The 22,650-nt window shown below is 53.8% G+C and carries 12 protein-coding genes; all 12 read left to right on the top strand.

The window, feature by feature from the left end; all coding sequences use genetic code 11:
- Positions 1-163 precede the first annotated feature (163 nt).
- Positions 164-1,645 (top strand): ABC transporter substrate-binding protein, encoded by a 1,482-nt coding sequence (locus AC1DF0_RS21690; protein WP_442048441.1) that lies wholly within the window; start codon positions 164-166, stop codon positions 1,643-1,645.
- An 82-nt stretch (positions 1,646-1,727) separates the two neighbouring features.
- Positions 1,728-2,666 (top strand): ABC transporter permease, encoded by a 939-nt coding sequence (locus tag AC1DF0_RS21685; protein ID WP_477575320.1) that lies wholly within the window; start codon positions 1,728-1,730, stop codon positions 2,664-2,666.
- Between the two features lie 24 nt (positions 2,667-2,690).
- Complete coding sequence (locus AC1DF0_RS21680; protein ID WP_442048442.1) at positions 2,691-3,608, top strand: carbohydrate ABC transporter permease; 918 nt, start codon at positions 2,691-2,693, stop codon at positions 3,606-3,608.
- A gap of 79 nt (positions 3,609-3,687) precedes the next feature.
- On the top strand, positions 3,688-5,931 hold the full coding sequence (locus AC1DF0_RS21675; protein ID WP_477575319.1) for a glycoside hydrolase family 3 N-terminal domain-containing protein: 2,244 nt from the start codon (positions 3,688-3,690) through the stop codon (positions 5,929-5,931).
- A gap of 2 nt (positions 5,932-5,933) precedes the next feature.
- Complete coding sequence (locus tag AC1DF0_RS21670; RefSeq protein WP_477575281.1) at positions 5,934-9,035, top strand: alpha-mannosidase; 3,102 nt, start codon at positions 5,934-5,936, stop codon at positions 9,033-9,035.
- 821 nt (positions 9,036-9,856) lie between these two features.
- Positions 9,857-11,176, top strand: a complete 1,320-nt coding sequence (locus AC1DF0_RS21665; RefSeq protein WP_477575280.1) for a glycoside hydrolase family 125 protein — start codon at positions 9,857-9,859, stop codon at positions 11,174-11,176.
- Complete coding sequence (locus AC1DF0_RS21660) at positions 11,173-14,316, top strand: beta-galactosidase (RefSeq protein ID WP_477575279.1); 3,144 nt, start codon at positions 11,173-11,175, stop codon at positions 14,314-14,316. The genes AC1DF0_RS21665 and AC1DF0_RS21660 overlap by 4 nt, the downstream gene beginning before the upstream one ends.
- 98 nt (positions 14,317-14,414) lie before the next feature.
- Positions 14,415-17,156, top strand: a complete 2,742-nt coding sequence (locus tag AC1DF0_RS21655) for an alpha-mannosidase (RefSeq protein ID WP_477575278.1) — start codon at positions 14,415-14,417, stop codon at positions 17,154-17,156.
- Between the two features lie 224 nt (positions 17,157-17,380).
- On the top strand, positions 17,381-18,514 hold the full coding sequence (locus AC1DF0_RS21650; protein WP_477575277.1) for a sugar ABC transporter substrate-binding protein: 1,134 nt from the start codon (positions 17,381-17,383) through the stop codon (positions 18,512-18,514).
- A gap of 125 nt (positions 18,515-18,639) precedes the next feature.
- Entirely contained in the window at positions 18,640-20,130 is a 1,491-nt protein-coding gene (locus AC1DF0_RS21645; RefSeq protein ID WP_477575318.1) for a sugar ABC transporter ATP-binding protein, read from the top strand.
- Positions 20,127-21,125, top strand: a complete 999-nt coding sequence (locus tag AC1DF0_RS21640) for an ABC transporter permease subunit (protein ID WP_475822365.1) — start codon at positions 20,127-20,129, stop codon at positions 21,123-21,125. Before AC1DF0_RS21645 ends, AC1DF0_RS21640 begins: the two co-directional genes overlap by 4 nt.
- A 150-nt stretch (positions 21,126-21,275) precedes the next feature.
- On the top strand, positions 21,276-22,556 hold the full coding sequence (locus tag AC1DF0_RS21635) for an ATP-binding protein (protein ID WP_477575276.1): 1,281 nt from the start codon (positions 21,276-21,278) through the stop codon (positions 22,554-22,556).
- The last annotated feature ends 94 nt before the right edge of the window (positions 22,557-22,650 follow it).

Here is a 22,650-nt window from a genome sequence, read left to right as displayed (position 1 = left end):
GTTTTCATTTTATAAAGTTAAGGGAGTTCGAAGGACAAGCGTTAAGTAACAGGGAAAAGGCTTTCACGCAACGACAGCACGTATAAACGATCATGCTGCGCGGAAGGATGTAACCATGCGAAGCTTGTCCCGAGGGCGATATTCGAAGGGGAGGGTAACATACATGAGTAACAAGAAAACCCGATTTTCTGTGCTGTTAACGGCACTGCTGGCGTTCGCGCTAGTTGTAAGCGCATGCGGCAGTGACAACAAAACGGAGAGCAACGGCAACGGCGGATCGTCGGAGAAGCCGGTTGAGCTTATCTGGTACACGATTGGTGTACCGCAGAAAGATTTGGCTAAGGTCAATGAAAAAATCAACGAATATACGAAAGAAAAAATCAATGCAACGGTTAACATGAAAATGATCGACTTTGGTGACTATACACAAAAAATGCAGGTAATGGTTTCCTCGGGCGAGCCGATGGACATCTTGTTCACAAGCTCGTGGGCGTTCGATTACGTGCAAAACGCGCGTAAAGGCGCATTCACGGCGATCGACGATCTGCTCGAGACAAGCGGCAAAGGCATCAAAGAAACGCTTGATCCGGCGTTCCTCGAAGGCTCCAAGGTTGACGGCCATAACTATGGCGTGCCTGCCAACAAAGAGCTTCCTGCTCAAGAGGTATGGCGCTTCAACGATGAGCTCGTGAAGAAATACAACCTGGACATCAAGAGCGTTACGACGATGGAAAGCCTAGAGCCGCTTCTGAAAACAATCAAGGATAACGAGCCGCAAGTGACGCCGCTTTCCCTTACGAAAGACTTCGTGCCACTCATGCCTTTCGATTACATTATCGAGAAGCTGCCAATGGCCGTTTACTTGGACACAACAGATTACAAAGTGCTTAACATCTTCGACACGCCTGAGCTGAAGGCTGCTCTGGATACGATGCACAAGTTCTACGAAGCAGGTTACATTTCGCCTGAAGCAGCGACGACAACATCGGTTGAAGACCTGTACAAATCGGGCAAATGGTTCACGGACCGCGCTTCGACTCAACCGCTTGCAGAAAATCTATGGACGGCAAGCTACGGCTACCCGGTTACATCGACACCTGCCGGCAAAGCGTACACGTTCAACTGGTCGGTTATGGGCTCGATGCAAGCGATCTCGGCTAACTCGGAGCACCCAGAGAAAGCAATGGAGTTCTTGAACCTGCTTAACACCGATCCGGTGCTTCGCAACATGATCGACTCCGGTATCGAAGGCGTTCACTACGAGAAAGTCAGCGAAAACGTAATGAAGAACCTGCCTGACTCGAAAAACTACGATATGCCGACGTTCTCCCTCGGCAACCTGCTTATTACGTACTTGAATGAGAACGACCCTGAGAACAAATGGGAGCTGTTCAAAGAATTCAACGCATCGGGCATCGACGCTCCGCTGCTTGGCTTTAACTTCGACGCAACAAAAGTATCCAAAGAAATTGCAGCTGTACAAAACGTTAAAGAAGAGTTCTGGTCTGCATTGATGACGGGAGCCGTTGATCCTAACGAGTTCCTGCCGAAAGCGAACGAGAAATTCAAGGCTGCTGGCCTTGATAAGGTAATAGCGGAAGTACAATCGCAGCTTGACGCTTGGAAAGCAGCGAACAACAAATAGTAGGCAACGCGAATCGGGCGGGTGAAGAATCTTCGCCCGATTCTTTTCTTTTTTAAGCTATCAGGAGTCTGGAGGGATGATTATGAAAACGCTCGGCGCTATTTTCAAAGACGTCGTTAAAAATAAAGTAATGCTGCTCATGGTGCTTCCGGGTGCCCTATGGTTTCTGTTCTTCTCCTATATCCCGATGCTCGGGACGGTTATCGCGTTCAAGGAATACCGGTTCGACAGAGACGGGTTCTGGGCCAGTATCGTCAACAGCAAATGGGTAGGTATTGATAATTTCAAGTTTCTATTCAGCACGGATGATGCTTATATCATTACCCGCAACACGATTTTGTATAACGCGGTGTTCATCGTAGTCGGTCTTGCGCTGGCGGTGCTTATGGCCGTCGTATTGTCCGAGATTACGAATAAGAAGCTGTCGAAGCTATATCAGACCGGCATGTTCCTTCCGTACTTTTTGTCATGGGTAATCGTCGGATATTTTGCGTTCAGCTTCCTAAGTTCCGAGCGCGGTCTATTGAATTATGTGTTCGAATATTTCGGCTGGGAATCGATGCAATGGTACTCCGATCCGAAGTACTGGCCTTATATCATCGTGTTCATCTATCTATGGAAAGCCGTCGGCTATAACAGCGTCGTCTATTTGGCGGCCATTATGGGCATCGACAAATCGCTTTATGAAGCGGCGATGATCGACGGAGCTAACAAATGGCAGCAAATTCGCAACATTACGCTTCCGCTGCTGTCGCCGATCATTACGATCATGACGTTGCTAGCCGTAGGTAAAGTGTTTTACGCAGACTTTGGCTTGTTCTATCAAGTGCCGAGGGATTCGGGAACGTTGTATTCGGTCACGAACGTTATCGACACGTATGTATACCGCGGTCTGAAAACGACAGGCGAGATCGGCATGAGCACGGCGGCCGGCTTGTATCAATCGGTAGTCGGATTCGCTTTGGTCATTACGTCGAACTATATCGTACGCAGATTCAATAAAGATAACGCCTTGTTCTAAACTTCGGAAGGGAGTGGACGCCAAATGTCACTAGTTAAGAAAAAACAACGAGATTTCCATAAGCTGTCTACGCCATGGAACGCGGCCTTTAATTTGTTCGCCGGCCTATTCTCTTTTATATGCGTATTTCCATTTTTGTTCGTCGTCATTATTTCGTTTACGGATGAGAACGCTCTGGCAAGGGACGGATACCGACTCATTCCGACGGAGTGGAGCCTCGAGGCCTATAAATATGTATTCCAAACAGGCGATACGCTGCTTCGTTCCTATGGGGTAACGATCTTCGTCACCGTCGTAGGCACGATCGTCAGCCTGCTGTTCATTGCCCTATATGCCTATGCGCTATCGCGCAAAAGCTTCAAATACCGCAATTTCTTCGCTTTCTTCGCTTTCTTCACGATGCTGTTCAACGGCGGTCTTGTGCCTTCTTACATCGTGACGACGCAATTGCTCGGTCTTAAAGATACGGTTTGGGCGCTTATTTTGCCGCTGGCCGTCAATGCGTTCTATATTATGATTCTTCGGACGTTCTACAGCACGAGCGTGCCTGATGCAGTCATCGAATCGGGTAAAATCGACGGCGCCGGCGAGTTCGGCACATTCATTAAGCTCGTTCTGCCGCTGTCGCTGCCGGGTCTGGCTACGATCGCCCTGTTCAGCACGCTCGGTTATTGGAACGACTGGTTCAACGCTTTGCTCTATATCGACAATCCGAATCTCGTACCGCTGCAATCGATGCTGATGCGTATCGAGACGAATCTGCAATTCATTATGCAAAATTCGCAGAACAGCTCGCTTGGACTTGAGGCGCTGCGCAATATGCCGCAGGATACGTCGCGTATGGCGATGGTTGTATTGGCGACGGGACCAATCATCTTCGCTTATCCGTTCTTCCAGCGTTATTTCATTCAAGGTTTGACGGTCGGAGCGGTTAAGGAATAGGAGAGAGGAGCGATCTTACGTGATCTATAAAGAGAGCCATCGTCCGATAGCGGAACGGGTAGCCGATCTGCTTGGCCGAATGACGCTAGATGAGAAGGTCGGACAGCTGCTGCAGCCGTTCGGCTGGCAGACTTACGAGCATAAGGACGGCAAGGTGGAGCTTGCCGAATCGTTCAAGCAGCAAGTCGCGGCCGGGGGCGTCGGCTCCTTGTACGGCGCGCTTCGCGCCGATCCATGGACGGGCGTGACGCTGGAGTCGGGCTTGTCGCCGCGCGAGGGCGCGGAAGCGGTCAATGCGATTCAGCGGTACGCGATGGAGCATTCGCGGCTTGGCATTCCGATTCTGATCGGCGAGGAATGCTCGCACGGCCATATGGCGATCGGGGCGACGGTATTCCCGGTGCCGCTGTCGCTAGGCAGCGCGTGGAACGTCGAGCTGTATCGCGAGATGTGCCGCGCCGTGGCGAAGGAGACGCGCAGCCAAGGCGGTGCCGTCACGTATTCGCCGGTGCTCGACGTCGTGCGCGATCCGCGCTGGGGACGGACGGAAGAATGCTTCGGTGAAGATCCGCATCTGATCGCTGAATATGCGAAAGCTTCCGTTGAAGGCTTCCAAGGCGAGTCGCTTGCTCATGAAGATAGCGTGGCCGTGACGTTGAAGCATTTCGTCGGGTATGGCAGCTCGGAGGGCGGACGCAACGCCGGCCCGGTTCATATGGGCAAGCGCGAGCTGCTGGAGGTTGATATGCTTCCGTTCAAGGCGGCGGTCGAAGCAGGAGCGAAATCGATTATGACGGCTTACAACGAAATCGACGGCGTGCCGTGTACGACGAGCAGCGAGCTGCTGCAGGATATATTGCGCGACGAGTGGGGCTTCGACGGTATGGTCATTACCGATTGCGGAGCGATCGATATGCTGGCGTCCGGACATGATGTAGCCGAGGACGGCTTGGACGCATCCGTGCAATCCATCACGGCAGGTATCGATATGGAAATGTCAGGTGTTATGTTCGGGCAGTATTTGCTGCAGGCTTTGAGCGAGGGCAAGCTTGATCCGGCCGTATTGGATACGGCAACTGCTCGCGTGTTGGCGCTGAAGTTCGAGCTCGGCTTGTTCGAGCAGCCTTATGCCGACCCTGATCGGGCGGAGAAGCTGATCGGCAGCGAGGAGCATATCGCGTTGGCACGCCGCGTTGCGAGCGAGGGTATCGTGTTGCTGAAAAATGATGGTGGGACGCTGCCTCTGGAGAAGGGTACCGCGGGTCGGATTGCGGTCATTGGTCCGAATGCCGACGCTTTCTATAATCAGCTTGGCGATTATACGTCGCCGCAGCCGAAGGATAAAGTCGTGACCGTGCTGGAAGCGATTCGCAGCCGGTACAAGGACGATCCGGAAGCAGTGTTGTACGCGCCGGGCTGCCGCATTCGCGGCGAGTCGCGCGAAGGGTTCGAATCGGCGCTGGCATGCGCCGCCGCGGCCGATTCGATCGTCATGGTCGTCGGCGGCTCGAGCGCGCGCGACTTCGGCGAAGGCACGATCGATCTGCGCACCGGCGCCTCGAAGGTAACGGAAAACGCGTGGAACGACATGGATTGCGGCGAAGGCATCGACCGCGTCTCGCTTGGCTTGTCAGGCGTGCAGCTGGAACTGGTTCAGGAAGTGCATAAGCTCGGCAAGCCGGTCGTCGTCGTGTACATTAACGGCCGTCCGATCGTGGAGCCGTGGATCGACGAGAACGCGCATGCGATCGTGGAGGCTTGGTATCCGGGGCAGGAGGGCGGAAGTGCGATAGCCGATGTGCTGTTCGGCGACGAGAATCCGTCCGGTCGTCTGACGGTATCGATTCCGAAGCATACCGGGCAGCTGCCGGTTTACTACAACGGCAAGCGCTCGCGAGGCAAGAGGTATTTGGAGGAAGATTCGCAGCCGCGTTATCCGTTCGGATACGGGCTTAGCTATACAACGTTTGAATATTCGAATTTGTCGGTCGAGCCGGCTGAGCTCGCTATGGGCGAGGAAGCGCTGGTGACGGTGGACGTTATGAATACAGGTGATCGCTCCGGGGCGGAGGTCGTGCAGCTTTACGTGTCCGATGTCGCCAGCAAGGTGACGCGTCCGGAGCGCGAGCTTAAGGGCTTCCAGAAGCTTGAGCTTGCTCCTGGCGAGAAACGTACCGTTACATTCGCGGTTGGAGCCGAGCAGTTGCAATATATCGGCAAGGACATGGTGCCTGTCGTAGAACCTGGCTTGTTCCGCGTGCTTGTGGGGCGCAATGTGCAGGATACGCTAAGCGCAGACCTCATCGTCCGGGAGGCGAAGTAAGGATGGAGCGGATTAGAAGATTTATACGCGAGCTTTCGGAGCACCAGTGGCTCGAGCAGGTGGAGCTGAACGATTGGACGATCGACCGCTCGACTTATGTGCTGCCGGGACAGTATGAAGGGATTGCTCCCTATCCGGAGGGAAACGACTATAGCCGTTTTCCGAGCAAACAAGGCACGACTTATTTTTTCCGTAAAAGCTTGGAGCTGCCTGCCGGTTGGGCGGGCAGCGGCGGTATCGGCTTGATTTTCGATTCCGGCGGCGAGGGGCTGCTGCGCGTTAACGGCGCTTCCGCGCAAGGGATTGATCGGAATCATACGTTCGTTACGCTGAGCGAAAGCATGGCGGGCGGCGACGGTCGGTTGGAGCTGGAGATCGAGATGTACGATCCGATTCCCGAACCGGTGGATCCGCTTAATCAGCAGGCTGTTATTCAGCCTCCGATGACTTCTATTCGCAGCTTGTTGGTGAGGGTTAACCGGCCTGTGCAAAGCCTGATGTACACGGCAACAGTCGTGAGGGACAGCATGCTGCTGATTCCCGAGCAGGATGGACGGCGCAGCCGGTTGATGGCCGCGCTATATGAAGCGATGGACGCGTTCGTATCTTTGGACGAGCGGCAATGGTCGCTGCCCGTGACGGGAGCGGTCGCAGCCATCGAGGAGCGGCTGCGTGCCGAGGTTCAGCGGATTGGCGGCAATGCGGAAGGTCTGATGCATATGGTCGGCCAATCGCATATCGACATCGCTTGGCTGTGGCCGGCGCGTGAGACGGTTCGGAAGACGAGCCGTACGTTCTCGACGGTTGATGCCTTAATGAATGAATATCCGCAATATCGGTTCACGCAGAGTCAACCGTTATTGTTCGAATACTTGAAGCTGAACGACCCGAAATTGTATGAGCGGGTGAAAGCCAGAATCCGCGAAGGACGCTGGGAACTGGTCGGAGGCATGTGGGTCGAGCCCGATCTGAACATTCCGAGCGGCGAATCGTTTATGCGTCAAATGCTGTACGGGCAACGGTTCTATCGGGAAGAGTTCGGCATAACCTCGGAGATCGAGTGGCTGCCGGACACGTTCGGTTATTGCGCTTCGCTGCCGCAGATATTGAAGCATGGCGGCATTCGTTATTTCATGACGACGAAGCTTGGATGGAATGATACGAACGTTTTCCCTTACGACCTGTTCCATTGGGTCGGCATCGACGGCACGCCGATGCTCTCGTATTTGAATCACGGCGTCAACGAAAACACGCTGCCGAAGGACGTGCACGATCACTGGCAGTCTTACCGGGAGAAGGATAAACATGCGGAGCAGATGTTGTTGTTCGGACATGGCGACGGCGGCGGCGGGGCAACCCGCGAAATGCTGGAGTACATCGACCGCGCAGAGCTGATGGTCGGTCAACCGGCCAGCCGCTACAGTACGGCGGCCGATTTCTTCGCCGGCACCGACGAGGCATCGTCTTCGCTTCCGAAGTGGCGAGGCGACTTGTATTTGGAGCTTCATCGCGGCACGTATACGACGCATGGACGCAATAAGCTGTACAATCGCAAAGCGGAAATTCTGTACAGGGAAGCCGAGCTGTGGCAATCGCTTGCTTATGCAGGTGGCAACAAGGCGCGGCTGGATTCCGTTAAGTCGCAGCTGCATGAAGGCTGGAAGCTGATTTTGCTTAACCAGTTCCACGATATTATTCCAGGCTCGGCGATCACGGAAGCATATGAGACTTCGACGAAGGAATATGAGCAAGTGTTCGCGAAAGGCCGGGCTGGTCTACAAGCGGGGCTTGAGGAGCTGACTGCCGGAATCGGAGCTGGCGGCGCGGCTGGCGAATCGCTTGCCGTATTCAATAGCCTAGGCTGGAGTCGTGACGTCATGCTGCAGCTGGCGGACGCTGCATCAGATCTGCAGGCTTACGATAGCAATGGAGTGAAGCTGTCGATGGACCGGATGACTGAGGATGGTTCGGCGGTAATCAGAGTACCGAATGTTCCGGCTCTTGGATATAAGACGATAGGGCTGAAGCGTGAGGGTACTGCGGTTGCGGCCGCTGCTGCTCATGCTCCGCTTGAGGATAGATGGGAAACCGAGCTTTACCTGATTACATTCAACGAACGGGGCGAAATCGCAAGCTTGTTCGATAAGCAGGCAGGCAGGGAAGTGTTGAAGAACGGCGAGACGGGCAACCGGTTCGACTTCTTCCATGACCGCCCGACGTTATGGGACGCTTGGGATATTGACGACCGTTATGAGCAACAACCAGCCGGAGACGCTGTACTGCTGGGCAAGGAAGTCGTATTGACGGGCGAGACGATGGACGTATTGCGCTTCCGCTGGCGAATCGGACAATCCGACATAAGCCAGGACATGATTCTGTACCGTGATGACAAGCGGATCGACTTCGTGACGAAGGTGAACTGGAACGAGGCGCATAAGCTGCTGAAGGTCGCATTCCCGGTTGATATCGTGACGGATAAGGCGACCTACGAAATTCCGTTCGGCGCTTTGGAACGGGTGACGCATCGTAATACGAGCTGGGAACAGGCGCAATACGAGGTTTGCGGCMATCGGTTCGCCGATGTATCCGAGCGCGGTTACGGCGTAAGTTTGTTGAACGACAGCAAATATGGATACGATATCCAAGACAGCGTCATTCGCCTGTCGCTGCTGCGCGCGCCAAAGTGGCCGGATGTTACGGCAGACCTTGGCGAGCACGCGTTCACTTACTCGCTGTATCCGCATGAGGGCGATTGGCGAGAAGCGCATACGCTGCGCAAGGCGGCGGAGCTTAACGGCGAAGCCGTTTCGGTATCCCTTGCGGAATCTCCGGCGGTATCGGAGAAGTCGTATATTTCGTTCGACGGCGAGCATGTCGTCGTCGACACGGTGAAGCCTGCCGAGGACGGCGACGGCATCGTCATCCGTCTGTACGAATCGTCCGGCGGCCGCGAAAGCGTCACGCTCGGCTGGCCGCATGCTTTCTCGCAGGCGCGGGTTTCCAACGCGCTGGAGGAAGAGCTAGAGTCGATCGTGACCGAAGACGGTCTGATCACGCTGCACTTCGCGCCGTATGAAATCAAAACGATCAAATTGACTTTCTAAATAGATGTATTGGCATTAGCCGCGGCGAATAGAGCTAATTTCTAGCTCTATTTTCCCGAAACACACCAAAGTTTGCGAAATAAAGCTGCATTATAGCTCTATTTGGTCAGGAACACCGTCGTAKGAGGCCTTTTCGGAGTGAACGCGGCGAATAGAGCTAATTTCTAGCTCTATTTTCCCGACACACACCAAAGTTTGTGAAATAAAGCTGCATTATAGCTCTATTTGGTCAGGAACACCGTCGTAGGAGGCCTTTTCGGAGTCAACGCGGCGAATAGAGCTAATTTCTAGCTCTATTTTCTCAACAAACACCAAAGTTTGCGATATAAAGCTACATTATAGCTCTATTTGGCCAGGAACACCGTCGTAGGAGGCCTTTTCGGAGTGAACGCGGTGAATAGAGCTAATTTCTAGCTCTATTTTCCCGAAACACACCAAAGTTTGCTTAATAAAGCTACATTATAGCTCTATTTGGTCAGGAACACCGTCGCAGGAGGCTTTTTCGGAGGCAACGCGGCGAATAGAGCTAATTTCTAGCTCTATTTTCCCGACACACACCAAAGTTTGCGAAATAAAGCTACATTATAGCTCTATTTGGTCAGGGGCGCCGTCGTAGGAGGCTTTTTCGGAGGGAACGCGGTGAATAGAGCTAATTTCTAGCTCTATTTCCTAGACACACACCAAAGTTTGCGAAATAAAGCTACATTATAGCTCTATTTGGTCACGGACACCGTTGCAGGAGGCTTTTTCGGAGGCAACGCGGCGGATAGAAGTAAGTAAATACTAAGATTAACTTCATTTGGACAGAGGAGAGATTCGCTGTGGAACAATTCAGATTGCCTAAGATACCAATGCCTACGTTTGAACTGCCGGGAGCGGTTCAAGACGTGTTGAAAGAAGCCGAGCAGAAGCTGGCGCATCGCCCTAAGCTGCTTCAGCTGTTTAAGAACTGTTTTCCGAATACGCTGGAAACGACGACGAAGCTGATGGACGACGGCACGACCTTCGTCATTACCGGCGATATTCCGGCGCTTTGGCTGCGTGATTCCGTCGAGCAGGTGATTCACTACGTGCCGCTTGCTAAGGATGACGCCGACCTGCAACGTATTATCAGCGGCCTTATCAAACGTCATATCGCTTATATCGGCATTGACCCTTACGCGAACGCGTTCAATGAAACGGCGAACGATTGGCATTGGAATACGACCGACGAGACGGAAATGTCGCCATGGGTATGGGAGCGCAAGTTCGAAATCGACTCGCTTTGCTTCGTAATCCGATTGGCTTATCAGTATTGGAAAGAAACGGGCCTTACGGATATTTTCGACGCCGGCTTCAAGCAAGCGATGATCACGATCTATGATTTGTTCAAAACAGAGCAGCATCATTTCGAGAAATCGCCGTACCGTTTCACGCGGGATAACGGCATCAAGGAGGACTCGATACGCAATGATGGAATAGGCATGCCGGTCAACTATACGGGCATGGTCTGGTCGGGCTTCCGTTCGAGCGACGACGCTTGCGACTTCCATTACAACATTCCGGGCAATATGTTCGCGGTTGTGACGCTGCGCCAAATGCAGGAGTTCGCCGAGTGGGTATTCCGCGATATGGATTTGCTTGCGAAGTTGAAGCGCCTGGAAGCGGACATCGATCATGGCATCCAACTGTACGGCATCTATCGCCATCCCGAATTCGGTCCTATCTATGCGTACGAGACGGACGGCTTCGGCAATTACTGCCTGATGGACGACGCCGGCACGCCGGGACTCGTCTCGATTCCGTATCTCGGTTACGTCACCGCGGATGATAAGGTGTATCAGAACACAAGAAGATTTGCGCTTAGCCACAGCAATCCTTTCTATTATGAAGGCAAAGCGGCAAAAGGAATCGGAAGCCCGCATACGCCTCCAGGCTACATTTGGCATATGGCGCTTTCCATGCAAGGTTTGACGGCAACGACGAACGAAGAGAAGCTTGCGATGATCGATATGCTGGAAGCGACCGATGCGGATACCGGCTTCATGCATGAAGGATTCCATTCCGACGATCCGACGATCTTCACTCGAAAATGGTTCGCTTGGTCGAACAGCTTGTTCTCGCAGCTGGTGTACAAAGCGATGAAGGACGGTCTTCTATGATGAGCCGATTCATCCTATTCGCCGATCCGGCGTTCCCGATCAGCGGCGCGATGGATGCAGCGCAAGCGGCTGCGGCATTGACGGGATTGATGGAGATCGGAACGGCAGTAGACGCAGAAGGTCTTGGCGCCGCGCTTCGCGCGGCTGAAGGCGGCTGCTTCATTAATATGCACGCGCCGTATTTCCCGAAGGCTGCGTGGGCGGATATCATCGATTTCCTGCAGCGTGGAGGCAGCCTGCTTAGTATTGGAGGCGCGCCGTTCAAGCATCCCGTTCGCCAAGAAGGCGGCGAATGGATCGTGGAAGCGGAGCAAACCGCCTACCATCAGCAGCTTCATATCCATGAAGCGCTTCGGGTAGATGGCGCACGCGCGACAACGCTTGAATCGATGACCGAGATTCCATTGTTCGAAGGCAGCGAGACTTTGCTGCCGATTCACGATACGTGGAATCTGGTTCCGCATGTCACGAAGAGCAGCGACCTCCCGCATCAGATGGGCTCGTCGGGTCCGATGGACACGCGCGTCTATCCGCTGTTGAAAGGCATTAGCGCGGAAGGCCGCGAAGTATCGGCTCCGGCTGTGCTTTGGGAGCATGTCGGCGGACCGTTCAAGGGCGGCCGCTGGCTGTTCGTCGGCCAGCCGCTTACGGCCGACTTCTGGTCTGCCGGCGGAGCAGAGCATGTGGCAAGCTGGGCGGCATTCGCCGCTCACGGCGTAACAGAACTGTGGTTGAAGCCGAATTATGCTTCTTATGAAGCTGGCGACCGCGCGCAGCTGACGCTGCAAACGCAGCGGCTAAGCCGCTCCGCTGCAAGCGCGTCTACTACGTGGAGCTTCGATCTAACCGCCCAACGGGAAGGCGAAGCAGAGGCTTTATGGACAAAAACATGGCAGGAGGAAGTGACGGACTGGCACAATATCGTCCGCATTTCGCTGCCTTTTGATATCGAAAGCGGCTTCTATCGCGTTACTTGCCGCGCCGAAGCGCCGAGCGGAGAAGTACGCGTGCTGAAGCAAGGCTTCTGGGGCAGGGACGACGAGCTGTTGAAGCAAGGGGAACCCATCCAAACAGGACGCGACTTCTTCGTGAAGAACGGCAAGACGATGCCGGTCGTCGGCATGACGTATATGACGAGCGACGTTGCGCGCAAATTCCTGTTCCTGCCGAATGCGGCGGTCTGGGACCGCGATATGGCCCAAATGAAAAAAGCCGGCATCAACTGGATCCGTACCGGCATATGGACGGCTTACCGCAATATTATGCAGGTTGACGGTCATGCGTCGGAGGAGGTGTTGCGGGCAATCGATGCTTTCGTCCTAACGGCGAAGCGTCATGATCTGCAATTGACGTTCACCTTCTTCTCATTCACGCCGGAGCCGTGGGAAGGACTCAATCCTTACCTCGATCCGCGCAGCGTGGAAGCGCAGAAGCGGTTCATCCGCTCGATCGTCTCCAGGCATCGCGAGACAACTAACATCGACTGGGATCTTATCAACGAGCCATCCATGTTCGATCCTGCCCAGATTTTTTCCGACGGACCGAGATCTTGCCGCGATCCGTTCGAGCAGGCCGCATTCGCGGAATGGCTGGAGAAGCGTCACGGCTCCATCGATGTGCTGAGAGAGCACTGGAATTTGACGCCGCTGCAATTGCCTGACTTTGCGTCCGCTAAGCCTCCCGAGGCCGAGGAGATCAACTTCAGCATTCAGGACATTCATTCGGCGAAAAAAGGGACGCGTTGGCTCGACTACGTGCTGTTCTCGATGGACATGCACAATAGATGGGCATCGGAGCTGACAGCCGCGATCAAGGAGCTCTGTCCGAACCATCTTGTAACGGTCGGACAGGACGAGGCGCTTGGCGCTCAGCGGCCTTCGCCGTTCTTCTATGCGGAAGCGGTCGATTATACGACCGTTCACTCCTGGTGGTTCAATGATTACCTGCTATGGGACGGAATCTTTGCGAAAACGGCGGATAAGCCGAACGTCATTCAGGAAACGGGCATTATGTACGTGGAGACGCCGGACGGCAGGGCGAAACGTTCCGAGGAGGAGCTTCGCGGCTTCCTGGAGCGTAAGTACGCATACGCCTTTGCAACGGGCGGTGCTGGCGCGATCCAATGGATTTGGAATACGAACTTCTACATGGATAACGCGAACGAATCGCAGATCGGCGCGCTTCGCGCGGATGGAACGGAGAAGCCGGAAGCCGACGTATCGTACGATTTCGGCGCGTTCATAAGCGAAATCGGCCATCTGCTCGGAGATCGGGAGCTGGAGGATATTGCAGTCGTATTCCCGTATTCGAATGACTTCTCGAATCGCAAGCTCGCTTTTGACGGGACGACACTCCTCACTCGGGCAATGTCTTACGAGCTGAACCTTCCGTTCCGAGGCGTATCGGAGTATCATCTGGACGATCTAACGGCGCAGCCTGCGAAGCTGATCGTGCTGCCAAGCGCGCATAACGTAGACAGCGATGCGCTCCGCCAGCTATTCGCCATTGCAGAGCAAACCGGAGCTACGCTGCTTGCAACAGGTCCGCTTAGCTTGGACGCATACTGGCATGTGACTGGGCGCGTGGAAGACAAGCTAGGCGCAACAGATGTTCGCAATGTACAGCGCGAGGAGAGACTCGTACTTGCCGGCGAAGCGTTGCCGGTATCGTACGGCCATCGCCGCATTGCGGAGATCGCGAAGGAAGTGCCCGTTGATGGCGCTATGGAACAGCGGAATAACGCAGCTGGCGGTTACGAATTGTTTGAAATGCCGCTCGGCAAAGGGAAATTCCTCTGGAGCTCGCTCCCGGTCGAGCTTAACGAGCGGCTCGAGCCGCTTGTGAAGCTGTACCGTTACGCCGCTGACGCGGCTGGCGCTAAGGGCGGCCTCGAATGGTTGTCCGGCGGCGATCTGCCTGGCGTGTATGGGCGGAAGCTGAGCTACGAGAGCGGATATTTATATGTGTTCGTATCGGAGTATGCTTGGGACGCCGATATCGCCGTGAAGGATGAGAGCACTGGCGTATCCTATACGTTCAAGCTGGAGAAAGAGCGCAGCGTGTTATTTTTCGCGGATCGCGAGGGACGGCTGCTGTCGGTCTATCGTCCGAACGAGGTAAACGTGGCAGTCACCGAATAGCGATAACTGTAAATGTAAATGTAAATGCATATATGAGCTAACAAAGTGAGAATAAAGCGGGAGCCGGCTGGCTCCTAACGGTGGAGGGGATTAACATCATGGCAAAAAAACGCACGGCGCATATCATCTCCCACACGCATTGGGATAGAGAATGGTATTTGCCTTACGAGAAACATCACGTCCGCCTCGTCGAGCTGGTGGATGCGCTGATGGATAAGCTTGAAGAAGATCCGGCGTATAAAAGCTTCTATATGGATGGACAAACGATCATTCTGGAAGATTATTTGCAGGTCCGTCCCGAACGTCGCGAGCGGCTCGAAAAATACATTCAAGAAGGCCGCATCATCATCGGCCCTTGGTATATTTTGCAGGACGCGTTCCTTACGAGTAGCGAAGCGAACGTGCGGAATATGCAGATCGGGCATCAGGACGCGCTTCAATACGGCACGCCGTCCAAAATCGGCTATTTCCCCGATACGTTCGGGCTAACGGGGCAGACGCCTCAATTAATGCTGCAAGCAGGCATTACGAACGCGTTCTTCGGACGCGGCGTGAAACCGACGGGCTTCAATAACACGGTATCCGACGGCGGCTACGAGTCGTCGTTCTCCGAGCTGCTGTGGGAAGGGCCGGACGGCTCCAAGGTGCTCGGCATCCTGTTCGCCAACTGGTATTCCAACGGCAACGAGGTACCTGTCGATAAGCAAGCGGCAGCCGATTACTGGGAGCGGAAGCTGGCTGACGCCGAGAAGTACGCATCGACCAACCAATTGCTCTACATGAACGGCTGCGATCATCAGCCGATTCAACTTGATCTGCCTGAAGCGCTGGAGACGGCGCGTCAGCTGTACCCGGACACGGAGTTTATCCATTCAACGTTCGAAGATTATTTAGTCGCCGTTAACCAATCGATGGATCAAGCGCTGTCCTCGGTTAAGGGCGAGCTGAGAAGCCAGCGGACAGACGGCTGGGGTACGCTCGTCAACACGGCGTCGGCCCGCGTCTATCTGAAGCAGATGAATCAGCTCGGACAAGCGATGCTGGAGAAGGTTGCCGAGCCTCTGGCGGCATTAGCCAAGCTTACGGGACAAGCCTATCCGCATCATCTGTTCACCTATGCTTGGAAAACGTTGATGCAGAACCATCCGCATGACAGCATCTGCGGATGCAGCGTCGATGAGGTTCACCGCGAAATGGTTACCCGCTTTGACAAAAGCCGCCATGTCGCAGAATCGATCATCGACAGCAGCAAAGCGGCGCTATCCGATGCGATTGATACAACGGGCTTCGGCAAACACGGCAAAGACGCGCTGCCTGTCGTCGTATTCAACACGACGGGCTGGGAGCGTTCGGGCGTGCTGACCGTAGAGCTCGACGCGCTGCGCCTCTACTTCCGCGACGGGTATACCCTAGAGGAAGCTGCTCGAATCGTGAAGGAGACCGACCTATCTGGTCGCGTGCTGATCGATGCTGAGGGAACGGAAACGGCATACGCCATGGAGGATCTAGGGCTGCAATTCGGCTACGATCTGCCGGACGATAAGTTCCGCCAGCCGTACATGTGCCGCCGGGTGAAGCTGACGTTCGAGGCTGGTCAAGTGCCGGCGCTCGGCTGGAAGACGTATGCGTTGGTCAAAACCGACGCAACAGCGCCGACGAATGAAGCTAACCGCGCCTCCATGGTGACGGGAGCTGCTTCGATGGAAAATGACCGTCTAGCGGTCACGATTGCGGAAGACGGTTCATACACGCTGACGGATAAGGCGAGCGGCACCAAGTACCGCGATCTCGGCGTATATGAGAACACGGGCGACATCGGCAACGAGTATATGTACAAGCAGCCGAATGGAGAAGCCGCGCTTACGACGAAAGACTCGAAGGCGAGCATCCGTCTGATCGAGGATACGCCGTTCCGTGCTTCCTTCGAAATTACGCATGACTGGCAGCTGCCGGCATCGGCGGAGAGCAAGCTGGATGAGGAGCAGCGCGAGCTGATCTATTATCCGGAGCGCAAGTCGGGCCGCTCTACTGAGATGGTGACGATGACGATTCGTACGGTGCTGTCCTTGGAGCGCAGCGGCAAAGGGCTGAACGTCAAAGCTACCTTTGATAATCAAGCGAAGGATCACCGTCTCCGGGCATTGTTCCCTACCGATCTGGCTGCGAGCACGCACCGGGTAGATTCGATGTTCGAAATCGCCGAGCGCGGCAACGAACCTGCGCCGGAGTGGAGCAATCCAAGCAACGCCCAGCATCAGCAAGCATTCGTCGACGTAAGCGGCGTCGATGCGGGATTGACCGTTGCGAACCTCGGGTTGAACGAGTATGAGGTGCTGAGGGACGGTCGCAACACGATCGCGGTTACGCTGCTGCGGGCAGTCGGAGAGCTTGGCGACTGGGGTTACTTCCCTACGCCGGAGGCGCAGTGCCTAGGCGAGAGCACTGTAGAGCTTTGCTTAATACCGCACAGCGGCAATGGAATGAACGGCGGCGCTTACGCAGCTGCTTACCAGTTCCAAGTACCATGGACAGCCAGCCAGACGGGTGTACACGAAGGCGCGGTTGCGCCGGCGCATGCGCCAATCCGCTGGGAAGCAGGCAGCGAGCTCGCCTTCTCTTCCATGAAGCTGAAGCCGGGCAGCGACGATGTCATGCTGCGCTGGTTCAACATGGGTGCGAACGAGACGGCGTTGTCTCTTCATAACGCTAGCTCGCCATACAGCAGCGACATCTTGGAAACGCAAGGTGCCGCGCTTGAAGCGAATAGCTCCGGCCAGCCGTCGTTGAAGGTTCAGCCATACCAGATCGTGACGATCGGAATGGCTGTAAACGCAAAATAATAGACTCAATTCTACAAACTTCCCGAACATTCTTCATGATTCGGGAAGTTTTTTTCGTCTTATGAGTCATTTTTGAGGTATAATGGGGATTGTGCGAACAAAATCAAAGCAAATTTGCTGTTTTTAAAAATAATAAATACATAATCTATTGACGTGCTATAGAATATCCGATAGGATTACTTGTATTAATACATTCATTTGTAGATACAAGGGGAGAAAACAAAATGAACAACAAGAAACTTCGTTCTATGCTTGGTCTGATGCTGGCCGTCGTTATCGTAGCTACGGGCTGCGGACAAGCGAAGAACAACAACGCAAACGAAGCAGCAGGCGGCAATAACCAGTCTGCAAATGTAGAGAAGGTAGACGTTCCTGCGGCATTGGCCGATAAAGGCGATATAAAGCTGAAAGTAATCCGCAAGATTGGCGGAGACGATCATACAGCACAATTCCTTGCTGGCGCAAAGCAAGAGGGCGAGTCGCTTGGATTCAGCGTCGACACGTTCTCGGCGAACGGCGACACGGTGAAGTTCCTTGACGCGCTTGACCAAGCGGCGAACAGCGACGTAGACGGCGTAGTGGTTTCGCACGGCGATGACCCTGCTACGGTGAAAGCTGTACAAAAGCTAAGAGATAAAGGCATCGAAGTCGTTGCTTTCGATTCCGTGGGAGAGCTGTCCGGCGTATCCGGCGTTACGCTTACTTCGCAAGACGACGAAGCGCTCGCGCAATTCGCCCTAGACAATCTCGTGAAAGAGCAAGGCGAGGATGCCAAGATCGTATACCTTTGGGTAGACGGCTTCCCTCCAATGGTTCGCCGCAACAAGGTATACACGGATACGCTTGCCAAATATACGAACATCAAGGAAGTTGACCGTTTCGGCGTTGCGAATGAGAACACATCGGTTGACACGCAAAACGCGGTAGCGGCAATGCTGACGAAATACCCGAAAGGCGAGATCGACGCGATCTTCGCAACATGGGACGCATTCGCAATCGGTGCAGCTAGAGCGCTGATCGAAGCGGGACGTACGGAAATCAAGATTTACGGCATCGACGTATCGAACGCCGATCTGCAAATCATGCAAGAAGAGAACAGCCCTTGGGCATCCACTGCTGCGGTTGATCCGAAGATGATCGGCGCGGTGAACGTAAGATTGCTTGCGAAGAAGCTGGCTGGCGAAGAAACGCCTGCATCGTACAACTTGGAAGCGGCGTTGATTGACCAAGCAACATTGAAGACGTCGGCTAACCCTGTCAACATGGTTACGCTTGCCGAAATCATCCCTGGCTGGGGAACGACGGATGCTTTTGAAGAGGACTGGATCAAATCGTTGAAAGCCGCTAACGGCAAATAGGTACAGCTAGCACTAGCTGCATGAAGCTTAAGGAAAGCGCCCTTGTCCATCCGGATGGGGGCGCTCTATCCTGTTTGGAGAGGAAGGTAGGGCAGTTGACGGAGCGACAAGCAAGCAAGCTTGAAATGAAACGGATCTCGATTGAGTTTCCCGGTGTAAAGGCGTTAACCGACGTTGACTTCCACACGTTGGCGGGACGGGCCCATGCCTTAATCGGCGCGAACGGGGCGGGTAAATCAACGCTGATGAAGGTGCTCTCGGGCGCGTACAATCACTACACGGGCGATATATGGCTGGACGGCAAGCAAGCGGCTATTCGGTCGCCGAAGGACGCGAAGGATAACGGCATTCAGATCGTTTATCAGGAAGTAGACACTGTCTTAATTCCCAACTTGACCGTCGGCGAAAATATTATGATGGAACAAACCGTCCATAACATGAAGGGACGCCATCTCATTGACTGGAAGCAGCTTCACAGCTCGGCCCAGGCTGTGCTGGACCGTCTGAATGTGAAGGTGCCGACACGCAAGCTTGTCCAAGAGCTGACGCTTGCGGAGAAGCAGATGGTTTTGATCGCACGGGCGGTGTCGATGGAATGCCGCTTCCTCGTATTGGACGAGCCGACCGCGCCGCTTAGCCATAGCGAGACGGAGCAGCTGTTCCGCTTAGTGCGGCAGCTTAAGTCGGAAGGCGTAGGCATTATCTTCATTTCCCACCGTCTGCCGGAGCTGTATGAAATATGCGACGACATCACGATCATGCGTGACGGGAAGCTTGTCATAAGAGACGAAATCAAGCGGCTCAGCCAGCAGCAAGTAGTTGAGCATATGTTAGGCGCGAAGCTGGACGGACAATTCCCGAGGTCGGAAAGAGAGATAGGGGAGAAGTGGTTCGAGGCGAAGTCGATCAGCGATACGGACAAGGTGAAGAACGTCGAGCTATTCATCCGCAAAGGCGAGATCGTCGGTCTCGCGGGTCTCGTTGGCGCAGGCAAGACGGAGCTTTGCCGCGCCTTGTTCGGAGCGTCATCGACATCGACGGGCGATACCTATCTGCAAGGGCGCAAGCTGCGGGTTCGTTCGCCGCATGAAGCGGTGAAGCACGGTCTGGCGCTCGTACCTGAGGAGCGTCGGCGTGAAGGCGTCTTCGTCGATGAGTCGGTGTCCGACAACATTACGGCATCGGTTCTGTCCCGATTCACCAAATGGGGTTCGTGGCTGAGCGCGGCGAAGGAGAAGAAAGCCGCGACGGCGATCATTGCCGATCTTGGCATTAAGACGCCAAGCGGAGCGGCGAAGGTTCGCAATCTGTCGGGCGGCAATCAGCAGAAGGTCGCCATCGGCAAATGGCTGCTCGTCGACGCTGACGTCTACATTTTCGACGAGCCGACCAAAGGCGTGGATGTAGGCGCGAAGCGCGACATCTACGAGCTGGTAGCCGAGCTGGCTAGCCGCGGCAAATGCATCCTATACGCCTCCAGCGAAATGTCCGAGATGATGGGCATCACCGACCGCATGTACGTCATGTATGACGGAGGCGTCATTAAAGAGCTGGAGACGAAGCATACGAACGAGGAAGAGATTTTGCTATACAGCACTGGAGGCTTGTTGACATGAAGGCTGCCGAAGCGAATGCCAATCGGAGCGCGAAAGGGTTTCATTTCTTTGACTTTCTCTATAAATACGGGACGTTGATTACGATCCTGCTGCTCATAGCCGTGTTCGGCACAATGACGGACAACTTCTTGAACGGCGCTAATATTATTAACATTTTGCGTTCGATTGCTATTGTAACGATTATCGCAACCGGACTTACGGTATCGCTGTCGGTTGGAGGCTTCGACTTATCGGTCGGCTCGACGGCTTCGGTCGCCAACGCGCTCGTCATCTCCATGTTCGTCTGGCACGGACAGAACATCGGCGTCGGCATCGCGATCACGATCGCCTTCTGTCTCGTTATCGGCTTGATTAACGCGTTTCTTGTGATCAACTTCAAGATACAAGATATGTTGATGACGCTGGCGACGATGTTTATCTTCCAAGGCGTGGCGCTGACGTACACCAAGGGCGCGACGATCTCGCAAAATATGATTATGCCAAACGGCGATTTCGCCACGGGCGTCATTCCCGATTCCTTCGGCAAGCTGGGCGAAGTGCCTTGGATCATCATTATTATGCTGCTCGTAGTCATCGTCGTACATCTATTCCTGACGTATACGAAGCATGGCCGTTATATGTATATGATTGGCGGCAATCCGGAAGCGGCTAAGCTGTCAGGCATCGCTGTGGGCAAGTACCGCTTGATCGCTTATCTCGTATCGGCGTTGTTCGCGGCAGTCGGCGGAATCATACTCGGCGCGCGCGTCATGAATGCAGAGGTTAATTCGGGCGGCTCGTACTTAATGGACGCGGTTGCGGCGGCGTTCATCGGCTACTCCGTATTCGGAGCCGGCAAACCTAACGCGTTCGGCACGTTCGCGGGCGCGGTGCTTATCGGTATTTTGTCCAACGGACTCGTCATGCTCTCTGTACCTTATTACGCGATGGATATTGTGAAAGGCTCCGTTCTGGCACTTGCGCTAGCGATAACGTATTACAAGCGGAAGCACTAGCTGGGCGGCCAAGATGGACTCTATAAATGAAGCGGTTCCGACAGTCTGGACAAAGACTGCGGACCGCTTTTTTTCTTGCTGAAAAGATGCATCCAACAGCGACCTTTTATGATATATTTAGGTCAAATAGGTATAGGGCTGGGGGAAGTCATGGTTGCTCAATTCAAAGATTTTATTCTTAACATTTTTCTTATTTTTTCCCCGCTCGTGTTTTATCCGTATATTTTCAGAGTAAGGGGCAAATTGCCGCTCTATCGGTTTCTTCTCTATATTCTTTTTGCGATTGCGCTCATTACGACGATGTCTTTTCCTATCCATATCCATGGCCTTACATACGATTTTCGCTCTATTCCTTTAGCAATTGGCTCGTTATATGGGGGGATGCCCGTCGCGTTGTTGTTATATGCGACATTGCTGATCTTTCGGTATTTGTCAGGCAATCCGAACGAGCTGATCTATGTGTGCGCTCTTTTGCCAACTCTGATTATCGTCTATGGGATCAACAAACGTTATCATGCGCTCAAGCTGCCGCATAAGATCATGGCCGCCATTTTGTTGTGCACTTCCATTAAACTTATTGCATTCTCTCTCTACCTCTCGATGATTGGAAGTTTCGAATTACTTTACAAAAAGCCGATAGAGACATTGGAAACCTATCTGCTGCAAGGCGTCATTATCGGAATCGGCATTTATTTAATCGAGATTCTCGGCAAATATTTTTACATGCAGGAAGAGGTTATTCGCAGCGAGAAAATGAAGATCGTCGGCGACATGGCCGCCTCCGTCGCTCACGAGATTCGCAACCCGCTCACGACCGTTAGAGGGTTCATCGAGCTGCTCGGGACGGCGAACTTAAGCCAGCAGAAGAAAGAGTTTTACAAAAAGATCAGTCTGGAAGAATTAGATCGCGCGCAGCTGATCATCACCGATTACTTGACCCTGGCCAAGCCCGATCCCGAGACGGTCGAAAATATCGACTTGAATGAAGAGGTTCATTATTTGTCGAACGTGCTGCTCACTTATGCGAACTATAACAACATTCAGATTAAAGAGTACGTAGCGGACGAACAGCCGCTCTTTGTTGCCGGGGATCGATACAAGTTCCGCCAAGCGATGATCAACATCGGCAAAAACGCGATCGAGGCGATGCCGGGCGGCGGTCTGCTCGAGATCAGATCGGAAAAATATCAAGATCAATTGCTTATTAGCATTAACGATACCGGCTGCGGCATGACGCAGGAACAAATACGGAGGCTCGGCACGCCTTATTATTCGACGAAGGAGAAAGGGACGGGCCTTGGGACGATGGTGTCGTTCGGCATCATTAAGAAGATGAACGGCAAGATAGACATTCAAAGCAGGATAGGGGCGGGAACCTCGTTTCAGTTCTGCTTCGCAGGGAGAGCGAAGTCTGGCAGGGAAGTTGGCTAATTTAAGTTAATTTAATAGCTAGTCGGGAGGACCGACAAAAGGGCGGTTCAAAGCCTTATCAGTTGTACAAACTGCAACGAAGGGAAGAGGCCAA

Source organism: Paenibacillus sp. 05T425 (genome assembly GCF_056396205.1).
This window is presented reverse-complemented; position numbering and strand designations above follow the sequence as displayed.

Coding starts and splice junctions, on each gene's coding strand:
- AC1DF0_RS21680 (WP_442048442.1), top strand. CDS start 2,691: ATGTCACTAGTTAAGAAAAAACAACGAGATTTCCATAAGCTGTCTACG.
- AC1DF0_RS21635 (WP_477575276.1), top strand. CDS start 21,276: ATGGTTGCTCAATTCAAAGATTTTATTCTTAACATTTTTCTTATTTTT.
- AC1DF0_RS21645 (WP_477575318.1), top strand. CDS start 18,640: ATGAAACGGATCTCGATTGAGTTTCCCGGTGTAAAGGCGTTAACCGAC.
- AC1DF0_RS21685 (WP_477575320.1), top strand. CDS start 1,728: ATGAAAACGCTCGGCGCTATTTTCAAAGACGTCGTTAAAAATAAAGTA.
- AC1DF0_RS21650 (WP_477575277.1), top strand. CDS start 17,381: ATGAACAACAAGAAACTTCGTTCTATGCTTGGTCTGATGCTGGCCGTC.
- AC1DF0_RS21640 (WP_475822365.1), top strand. CDS start 20,127: ATGAAGGCTGCCGAAGCGAATGCCAATCGGAGCGCGAAAGGGTTTCAT.
- AC1DF0_RS21660 (WP_477575279.1), top strand. CDS start 11,173: ATGATGAGCCGATTCATCCTATTCGCCGATCCGGCGTTCCCGATCAGC.
- AC1DF0_RS21655 (WP_477575278.1), top strand. CDS start 14,415: ATGGCAAAAAAACGCACGGCGCATATCATCTCCCACACGCATTGGGAT.
- AC1DF0_RS21675 (WP_477575319.1), top strand. CDS start 3,688: ATGACGCTAGATGAGAAGGTCGGACAGCTGCTGCAGCCGTTCGGCTGG.
- AC1DF0_RS21690 (WP_442048441.1), top strand. CDS start 164: ATGAGTAACAAGAAAACCCGATTTTCTGTGCTGTTAACGGCACTGCTG.